Below are 8,826 nucleotides of genomic sequence, written 5' to 3'. Positions count from 1 at the left end.
TTTCAATGTCATCGAAACGCTTGTTATAAGCATTAAGTTCATTATTAACGTTCCCAAAATTAGTTTCAATGTCATCGAAACGCTTGTTATAAGCATTAAGTTCACAATTAACGTTCCCAAAATTAGTTTCAATGTCATCGAATCGCTTGTTATATACATTAAGTTGTTCGTTATTCTCTTTCACAAGATTAGTTAGCATATCAAGCTTTTCATCAGTGGTCATATTACACACCTCCTTGTAACATGAATATCTTTATATTAACATATAGAAAGTGCAAAGTCTATTCAATTATCAAGGTACTATGTTAACTAAAAAGGGATTATTTTCCGGCATCTAATAGATGGTTAGTTGCCATATCAAGAAAATTATATAGAGACTCATACCATAAAAGAGCAATGATATACATAAGAAAATAAGAAACAGAAAATGTATACATAAAAATAAAAGTATTGAAACGCCAAATAAGTAGAAACATAGGCGAGACCTGAAAACAATAGTATTGATCTACAATAAGCATTATATCACACCTCTGTATGAATTCACAATGTTTTTTACAGTGTGATTCATACAGAGGTGTTTTTATTTATCTGGAAATAGTAAAAAGAGGGTAAAGTCAGGAAGTCCTTTCATTCTCTTTTAAAGGAGAATAACGGATCTTAAAGCGGATATCCTGATTGTAATCCCCAAAGGAGCTGCCAAATATCGTCATACCCCCAACATGCCTGGCATTATCCGGAACGCCAAGCTTGAACCGGATAATATCCCGGTCAGTAAAAGCAAAATCCTCAATGGTCACATCGGAGATTTTCAGATCATTCATAAAGGTACCGTTCTTATTAATTACCAGATTCTTTAAAAGTCCATATTGATTCCAGTTGGAGAACCACCAAGAGGGTGTAAAATGTCCGGGGCGGTCCGCATAATCTCCGGGGCTGGTCCAAAGACCCACAAAGGTTTCGTTTATATAAAAGTGAATATCGGAAGGCCAGATGCTGTTGCTGCCCGGAGCTTCCGAACTGATTTCCAGAGAGATATCAATTTCTTCAATCCGCTGTGAGGCAGGCAGCACATTGGGCAGGATATACTCCACATATCCTTTGCCAAGCCAGAGGATATCGGCGTCAAAACGCTGCTGGTGGACGAAAAACCTGGGGTCATCCACATCACCGATCAGAGAGGTTCTGGTAGAGATACCGCAGGTGGGATAAACAGAAAAGTCACAATACTGTCCAACTTTTAACTCAGCCGTAGATTCATTCCGTATTACGGGTTCCTGAGTGAGCGAAAAAAGTATCTGCCCGATATGTGCCTGGCACACCTTCTGGTTGCCGTGTCCGTCTCCTTCACTGGTGATATTCACCAGACCGCAGTCCTCCAGTTTCTTAATATGACTGGTCAGTGCGCCATTGGTAATATTAACCCGTGCGGCAAGTTCGTTCATATTCATAGGACCTTCATCCAGCAGAAGATTGAGAATGGAAATACGGATATCGGAGCCAAGAGCTTTAAAAAGCGGCAGACCGCTGTCGATGTCTTTCAGATAGCGCATAGGGTGTTCCTTTCGTAAAACCTTTATAGTCGTATTGAAAATAATTATATCGCTGATTGGAAGAAAATACAATAGGAAATCCGGGTGCAGGGAGGGGGTGTAAAAGCGTGTAAAAAGCTGTCTGTCAAAAATATATATTTAATATAAACTAAAATAGTTTAAATATAACTTGACAAGATAAAGAATAAAATGTATAGTTTAGTTACGAAGCAAAAGAAAAGTCATTGAATATATACAAGGTGCACAAAAGTGAATGAAAAAATTGTTAAAAATGCTGGCCGGCTGATTTTGCTTTTAAAAGAAGATTCTGAGTGTTCGTGTGTGGGACAATGACGGGATTTGCTTGGTTAATAGGTAACTAATGTGAGTTGTATTCAAAGTGAGTAAATGACAGCCTGTTTGGATATGCATTTTTCAAGCAGAAAGATTGCGAATTTAAACATGCTTTAGGGAGGATTGAATATGAGAAAAAAGTTAATTTGTTCTTTACTGTGTGTATCTGTGGCAATTTCAATGATTACCGGGTGTGGAGGTAATGGAAGCAGTCCGTCTTCATTAACAGATGGTTCAGAAGCCGGTTCTAAGGAGGAAGCTTCTTCCGATGGCGGGGACGAAGCCGGTTCTGAGACAGAAGTTGTGACAACTACCGGAGATGCCAATGGCACCCACTTCGATATGTGGACTTTTGTGGAGATGCATTCGCAGTTTTATTCCAACATGGTACAGAAGTGGAACGAAGAAAATCCGGATAAGACGATTGAAGTAACCTTTACTACATACCCTTATGCGGACATGCATAATAAGCTTACGCTGGCGTTACAGTCCGGGGAAGGTGCACCGGATTTATGTGATGTAGAGGTTGGACAGTTCCCCAATTTTCTCCAGGGGGAAGTCCAGTTTAAAGAGCTGAATGGGTTTATGGAGCCTTATGCAAAAGACATTGTGCAGTCCCGCATTGATCTTTACAGTAAAGATGGGAAAAATTACGGAGTACCAACCCATGTTGGAGCTACCGTTATGTTCTACAATACCAAGATCCTGGAGCAGTATGGGATTGACTATACAGGAATTAAAACCTGGGACGATTATACAGAAGCAGGAAAACAGTTAGCAGATGCATCGGAAGGAAAAGTCATGATGACATCTGTGGATACGGCAGGAACGGACTGGCTGTCTCTCTCCATGGCTGAATGGGGAGAAGACTGGACAGATGCGGAAGGCATAGCAGATGTGACCATTGATTCTGTGAACAAGATGCTGACTATGCAGCAGGGGTGGCTGGAGGACGGAATTGCCATGGTTTCTCCGGGCGGTCATGTGGACATGGAAGAGGGATATGCAAATGTTGCAGACGGTAATATTGCTTCTTTTCCAAAAGCCATGTGGTTTATGTCCAGATTCCTGAATTATATGCCGGAGATGACAGATACCTGGGCAATAGCACCCTGTCCGGTATATGAAGAAGGGCAGAACAGGTCTGTGGGCATTGGAGGAACCGGGACGGTGGTAACGAATCAATGTGAAAATGGATACCTGGCAGCGGAATTTCTGGCATGGGCAAAATTATCAGAAGAAGGAGAAAAAAAGATCTGGGAGGATCTGGGGTTTGACACCTGCAATACAGCAATCTGGACCGATAAATCCATTACAGAAGACACATCAAATAAATATATCTCTTATTTTAAGACAAATCCTTTTGACACCTTAAATGAGATTAAAGATGAAATCGGGATTGTAAAAGTAGTCAGGATGACGCCAGCAATCGGCGAGGTATTTAATAACACCACCTTAAATGCAGTATTAGAAGACGGGCAGGATGTAACAGAGGCACTGCAGGAAGCCCAGGATAATGTATCCCTGGAGCAATAATGCGCATTTGCTGTTGAAAGGAGGAAAATACCTTGCTTAAGATTAAAAAAATATTTTATTCCCAGAAAATTGCACCTTATGTATTTGTCCTGCCGTTTCTTTTAAGCTTCCTGATTTTCTGGATTTATCCTTTGTTCAGTACGGTTAAGATGAGTTTTCAATCCGTTCTGCCAGGTCAGGTAGAATGGGTTGGAGCAGCTAATTACACCAAGCTGTTAAAAGATACTGTTTTTCATACTGCCATTTTAAACAGTGGAAAATATACGCTGTTAACCATTGCATTACTGATTCCATTTCCCATGTTGTTTGCCGTAATGATGGAAAGCCGTCTGACAAAGGCGAAGGGACTCTGGAAAGCGATTTTATATTTACCGGCGCTTACCTCGGTAGTGGTGGCAGGAACTATTTTCCGCCTGATGTTCAGCGAACTTCATGGGTCCGCCATGAATCAGCTGATCGGATGGTTTGGAGCAGGTCCTTTGAAGTGGCTGAAAGAATCCACAACCGGCATGCTGGCATTACTGGTGCTGGCATGCTGGAGATGGACCGGTGTAAACACCCTGTATTTTATAGCAGGCCTTAAAAATATTGACACAGCCCTTTACGAATCCGCAGATATAGACGGGGCAACCAAGTGGCAGAAGTTCCGGTTTGTTACGGTTCCGCTTTTAAAACCCACCAGCATCTATGTACTGACTATCAGTATTTATGCGGGTTTATCTATGTTCCTGGAAAGCTTTATGCTATGGAACGGGAATGCATCGCCCAAAAACATCGGACTTACCATCGTAGGTTACCTGTATCGGCGGGGGATTGAGAAAAATCAGCTGGGTTATGCTTCTGCCGTAGGACTGGTGCTTCTGCTGATCGCCCTGATTATTAACATTTTCCAACTGATTATGAATGGAACCTTCAAAAAGGAGGAACGGTAAGATGGGGAGAGGAAAAGAAAAAGAGCGGTCATCTATAAACAGAAACCAGATGGTCTTAGCGATAGTCAACACCGGAATCTTCGCAGTTGTATGCTTCATTGTAACAGCACCTCTGCTAATTTCATTTATAGCGTCCTGGCGGCCGGGGAAGGATTTAATCCGGTATGGAATGAGTCTGAAACTGGATTTTTCCGCAATGAGCCTGAATAATTATCAATATCTGTTTACCGGGAATCACAGCTATTTCTTATGGTTCAAAAACAGTATGGTGCTCACCGTACTTACGGTTGTACTGACACTTCTGGTCTGTTATTTTATTGCTTACGGGCTTACCATGTATCAGTATAAGCTGCAGAATTTCCTGTTTTTTCTGGTGATTGCCACGATGATGGTTCCGTTTGAGATCCTGATGCTGCCTTTGTACCAGGAGATGATAGACCTGAATCTCATTAACAGCCGTGCGGGTGCTATTTTGCCGGGGCTTTGTGCTGCGTCAACCATTTTCTTCTTCAGGCAGTACATGAGCGGATTGCCCAAAGAGCTGCTGGATGCAGGGAGAATAGACGGTGCAACGGAGTATGGGATCAGCATTAAAATCATGATGCCGATTACGAAGCCGGCATTTGCGGCAATGTCAATCTTATGTGCTATGGGTTCCTGGAACAATATGCTCTGGCCGTTACTGGTATTTCGTGATGCAGATAAATTTACACTGCCTATCGGCTTAAATACCCTTTTGACGCCCTATGGAAATAATTACGACCTGTTAATAGCAGGTTCCATGTTTTCAATTTTGCCGATATTTGTACTGTTTTTATGTTTCCAGAGGTATTTTATCGATGGAATGACGGCAGGTGCAGTCAAAGGCTAAGAGGGATTTAGAGGACAATTCTCAGTGGCATCCAGAGGGCAGAAGCAGTCAAAGGTCAGTGGCATCCAGAGGGCAGAAGCAGTCGAAGGTCAGTGGCATCCAGACGTTAGAAGCAGTCAAAGGTCAGTGGCATCCAGACGACAGGAATGATTTTCAGACAGGTCCAGAGCTCCATCCTGACAGTAACAATAGTGACATATAAAAGTAGAAAGTAAAAATTTGGAGGAAATTAAGATGGCAAGACTTTTCATTGATGCACAGCATAAAAAAAGTAAAATACATAAAGAGATCTATGGCCACTTCTCAGAACATTTGGGGAGATGTATTTATGAGGGACTCTATGTGGGAGAGGAGTCACAGATTCCCAATACCAACGGAATGCGAAATGATGTGGTAGAAGCGCTGAAAGAAATGAAGATACCGGTCCTGCGCTGGCCCGGAGGCTGTTTTGCCGATGAATACCACTGGATGGATGGGATTGGACCCAGGGAAAACAGAAAGAAAATGATTAATACCCATTGGGGAGGCGTGGTAGAAGACAATAGCTTTGGAACCCATGAGTTTATGGAACTGTGCCGTCAGCTGGGATGTGAGGCATATATCAATGGAAATGTTGGAAGCGGATCTGTTCGTGAAATGTCGGAATGGGTGGAATATATGACTTTTGACGGGATTTCTCCAATGGCGGAGCTCAGAAAAGAGAACGGCAGGGAAGAGTCCTGGGATATTGCATTCTTTGGCGTGGGAAATGAAAACTGGGGCTGCGGCGGAAATATGACACCGGAGTATTATGCCAACGAATACCGGAGATATCAGACATATGTAAGAGACTACAAACAGGACCGCAAAATCTATAAGATTGCCTGTGGTGCCAATGTGGACGATTATGAATGGACTCAGGAGGTATTAAAAACCTGTTTTCGTCATTCACAGCCGTCCCAGCATGGATTCATGGATGGTCTGTCCCTCCACTATTATACCCACCCTGAGGGCTGGGAAAAGAAAGGAAGTGCGACGGATTTCGATGAAACAGCATGGTATAAGACCCTTTCCAAGACCCTTTATATGGAAACCCTGATCAAGCGTCACAGTGCAATTATGGATCAATATGACCCGGATCAGAAAATAGGGCTCATTATAGATGAGTGGGGAACCTGGTTTGATGCCATGCCCGGAACAAATCCCGGATTTCTCTATCAGCAGAATACCATGCGGGATGCTTTGGTAGCCGGTATTAACCTGAATATTTTCAATAAATATTCCAAACGTGTACGGATGGCAAATATCGCACAGTTAGTAAATGTGCTGCAGTCTGTAATTTTAACCGAAGGCCCCCGTATGGTAAAAACGCCCACCTACCATGTATTCCATATGTATCAGTGTCATCAGGATGGGTTGCTTCTGGAAAGCCATATGGATACAGAACAGATCGGATTGGAAGAAGAATTTCAGGTTCCTAATTTAACGGAATCGGTATCCGAGGATGAAAATGGTAAAATGCATCTTACCATAACCAATCTGTCCCTGGCAGAGTCATATCCCATTGATACGGTGATCACAGGGCGCAGTGTGCAAAAGGCAGCAGGAAGTATTCTGGTAAATGAGATGCATGCCATGAACACGTTTGATGAGCCCGAGAGGGTAAAGGTTCAGGAATTTTCCGATATCCAGATTACAGGAGAGGGAATTTCCTTTGTAATCCCGCCCAGCAGCGTTGTTCATATTGAGGTGGAATAGATGGAGCAAAACCAGAGGATTTGCAAAAAATGCCTCTTGAAAGAAATGCAGGAAAGTGAATATTTTCATCATCTCTATGATTACATCAGCCGCCTGGATGCGGATATCAAAACAGATGAAAGTAAATATCAGGATCGGCTTGAAAAATGTAAAGCCTGTGACAGCCTGATGAATGGAATGTGCAGAATATGCGGATGTTTTGTGGAAATGAGAGCAGTCATTGATAAAAATGGCTGCCCTCATGCCACACCAAAATGGTAAACAAGGAGTAATCAAATGACTGGTAATAAGTATGCAAAAATGGTAATAGACAAAGACTTTAAGATCTCTAAAATCGATAACCGGATCTATGGTTCGTTTATAGAACACCTGGGGCGTGCCGTATACGAGGGAATCTATCAGCCCGGGCATCAGACAGCAGATGCTGACGGTTTCCGTATGGATGTGATGGAACTGGTGAAGGATCTGCAGGTTCCCATTGTACGCTATCCCGGCGGCAATTTTGTGTCCAGTTTTTACTGGGAAGACAGTGTGGGACCGGTAGAGCAGCGCCCCAAACGCCTGGAGCTGGCATGGAGAAGCCTGGAACCCAATGAAATTGGGGTAAATGAATTTTCCAGATGGTGTAAGGCGGTAAACTCAGAAATAATGATGGCGGTGAATCTGGGAACCAGAGGCGTGGCGGATGCCTGCAATTTGTTAGAATACTGCAATCATCCCGGGGGAACGAAATACAGTGACCTTAGGATATCACACGGTGTAAAAGAACCTCACCGCATCAAAACCTGGTGCCTTGGGAACGAAATGGACGGTCCCTGGCAGGTAGGCTCCAAGACACCGGTTGAATACGGGCGGCTTGCATCGGAGACGGCAAAGGCCATGAGACTGATGGATCCTTCCATAGAACTGGTATCCTGCGGCAGTTCCAACACCGGCATGCCCACGTTTCCACAGTGGGAGGCAACCACCCTGGAACATACCTATGACTATGTAGACTACGTATCCCTCCATCAGTATTTTGGAAATCCGGATAAGGATACCAGGAATTTCCTGGCACGTTCTGTGGAAATGGATCACTTCATCCGGACGGTTATTGCGACCTGTGATTTCGTAAAAGCCAAAAAGAGGGGCAGTAAGGATATTAATTTAAGCTTTGATGAATGGAATGTGTGGTTCCATTCCAATGAATCCGACAATGATACCATGGCAAACCGCCCCTGGCAGAAGGCACCGGCACTTCTGGAAGACGTCTATACATTTGAGGATGCGCTTTTAGTGGGCTTAATGCTGATTACCTTTCTAAAGCATGCCGACAGGGTAAAGATGGCGTGCCTGGCACAGCTGGTCAATGTCATCGCACCCATAATGACAGAGACAGACGGCGGGGCGTGGAAGCAGACCATTTTTTATCCGTACCTCCATGCATCCAGATACGGAAGAGGGATTGCACTACAGCCGGTATTTGACAGCTCCAAACACGATACAAAGGAATATACCGATGTAACGGATGTGGACGCAGTGGCAGTTTATAACGAGGAAGCAGAAGAAGTGACCATCTTCGCCGTAAACCGGGACCTTCAGGAAGGTGTCCCTATGGAATGCGATATCAGAAGCTTTGCCAGTTACCGGATACTGGAACACATTGTGCTGGAGTGTGATGATTTAACAGCCAGCAACGGTCCTGGACAAGACCGGGTAGTGCCCGGGCATTCTGCAAACAGCAGAGTGGAGGATGGCATTTTAAAGACCGTGTTGAACAAGGCTTCCTGGAATGTGATAAGGCTGGGGAAAAACTCCTGACGCAATCTAGTGCTCCATCCGGACAGTAACAATAGTGACAGCACTGCCTATTTTGCCATCTGCCGCG

At 43.8% G+C, this 8,826-nt stretch carries 8 protein-coding genes; 6 read left to right on the top strand and 2 right to left on the bottom strand.

Annotation, left to right across the window (positions count from 1 at the left end):
• Both ACH2DQ_RS12870 and ACH2DQ_RS12865 read right to left on the bottom strand, forming a co-directional pair.
• The coding region (locus tag ACH2DQ_RS12870; RefSeq protein ID WP_395026992.1) for a hypothetical protein at window positions 1-223 on the bottom strand (223 nt) is incomplete at its 3' end.
• A gap of 391 nt (window positions 224-614) precedes the next feature.
• Window positions 615-1,550 carry an ArsR/SmtB family transcription factor gene (locus ACH2DQ_RS12865; protein ID WP_394916185.1) on the bottom strand — a complete coding sequence of 312 codons (936 nt, stop codon included), beginning with the start codon at window positions 1,548-1,550 and terminating at the stop codon, window positions 615-617.
• 462 nt (window positions 1,551-2,012) lie between these two features.
• Here ACH2DQ_RS12865 and ACH2DQ_RS12860 point away from each other — a divergent pair, with 462 nt between their 5' ends.
• The 6 genes from ACH2DQ_RS12860 to ACH2DQ_RS12835 all read left to right on the top strand — a co-directional run bounded on the left by ACH2DQ_RS12860 (window position 2,013) and on the right by ACH2DQ_RS12835 (window position 8,759).
• Complete coding sequence (locus tag ACH2DQ_RS12860) at window positions 2,013-3,419, top strand: ABC transporter substrate-binding protein (protein ID WP_394916186.1); 1,407 nt, start codon at window positions 2,013-2,015, stop codon at window positions 3,417-3,419.
• A 32-nt stretch (window positions 3,420-3,451) separates the two neighbouring features.
• The gene (locus tag ACH2DQ_RS12855; RefSeq protein WP_394916187.1) at window positions 3,452-4,351 is read left to right on the top strand and encodes a carbohydrate ABC transporter permease; all 900 of its coding nucleotides are present in this window, start codon (window positions 3,452-3,454) and stop codon (window positions 4,349-4,351) included.
• Between the two features lies 1 nt (window position 4,352).
• Complete coding sequence (locus ACH2DQ_RS12850; RefSeq protein WP_394916188.1) at window positions 4,353-5,222, top strand: carbohydrate ABC transporter permease; 870 nt, start codon at window positions 4,353-4,355, stop codon at window positions 5,220-5,222.
• Between the two features lie 234 nt (window positions 5,223-5,456).
• Window positions 5,457-6,959 (top strand): alpha-N-arabinofuranosidase, encoded by a 1,503-nt coding sequence (locus ACH2DQ_RS12845; RefSeq protein ID WP_394916189.1) that lies wholly within the window; start codon window positions 5,457-5,459, stop codon window positions 6,957-6,959.
• Window positions 6,960-7,220, top strand: a complete 261-nt coding sequence (locus ACH2DQ_RS12840; RefSeq protein WP_394916190.1) for a DUF6171 family protein — start codon at window positions 6,960-6,962, stop codon at window positions 7,218-7,220.
• A 15-nt stretch (window positions 7,221-7,235) separates the two neighbouring features.
• Window positions 7,236-8,759 carry an alpha-N-arabinofuranosidase gene (locus tag ACH2DQ_RS12835; RefSeq protein ID WP_394916191.1) on the top strand — a complete coding sequence of 508 codons (1,524 nt, stop codon included), beginning with the start codon at window positions 7,236-7,238 and terminating at the stop codon, window positions 8,757-8,759.
• The last annotated feature ends 67 nt before the right edge of the window (window positions 8,760-8,826 follow it).

The sequence above is a fragment of the Robinsoniella sp. genome, from assembly GCF_034124845.1.
The sequence above is the reverse complement of the archived record's forward strand: the minus strand, read 5'-3'. Positions and strand labels throughout refer to the sequence as shown.

Coding starts and splice junctions, on each gene's coding strand:
- ACH2DQ_RS12865 (WP_394916185.1), bottom strand. CDS start 1,550: ATGCGCTATCTGAAAGACATCGACAGCGGTCTGCCGCTTTTTAAAGCT.
- ACH2DQ_RS12860 (WP_394916186.1), top strand. CDS start 2,013: ATGAGAAAAAAGTTAATTTGTTCTTTACTGTGTGTATCTGTGGCAATT.
- ACH2DQ_RS12850 (WP_394916188.1), top strand. CDS start 4,353: ATGGGGAGAGGAAAAGAAAAAGAGCGGTCATCTATAAACAGAAACCAG.
- ACH2DQ_RS12845 (WP_394916189.1), top strand. CDS start 5,457: ATGGCAAGACTTTTCATTGATGCACAGCATAAAAAAAGTAAAATACAT.
- ACH2DQ_RS12840 (WP_394916190.1), top strand. CDS start 6,960: ATGGAGCAAAACCAGAGGATTTGCAAAAAATGCCTCTTGAAAGAAATG.
- ACH2DQ_RS12835 (WP_394916191.1), top strand. CDS start 7,236: ATGACTGGTAATAAGTATGCAAAAATGGTAATAGACAAAGACTTTAAG.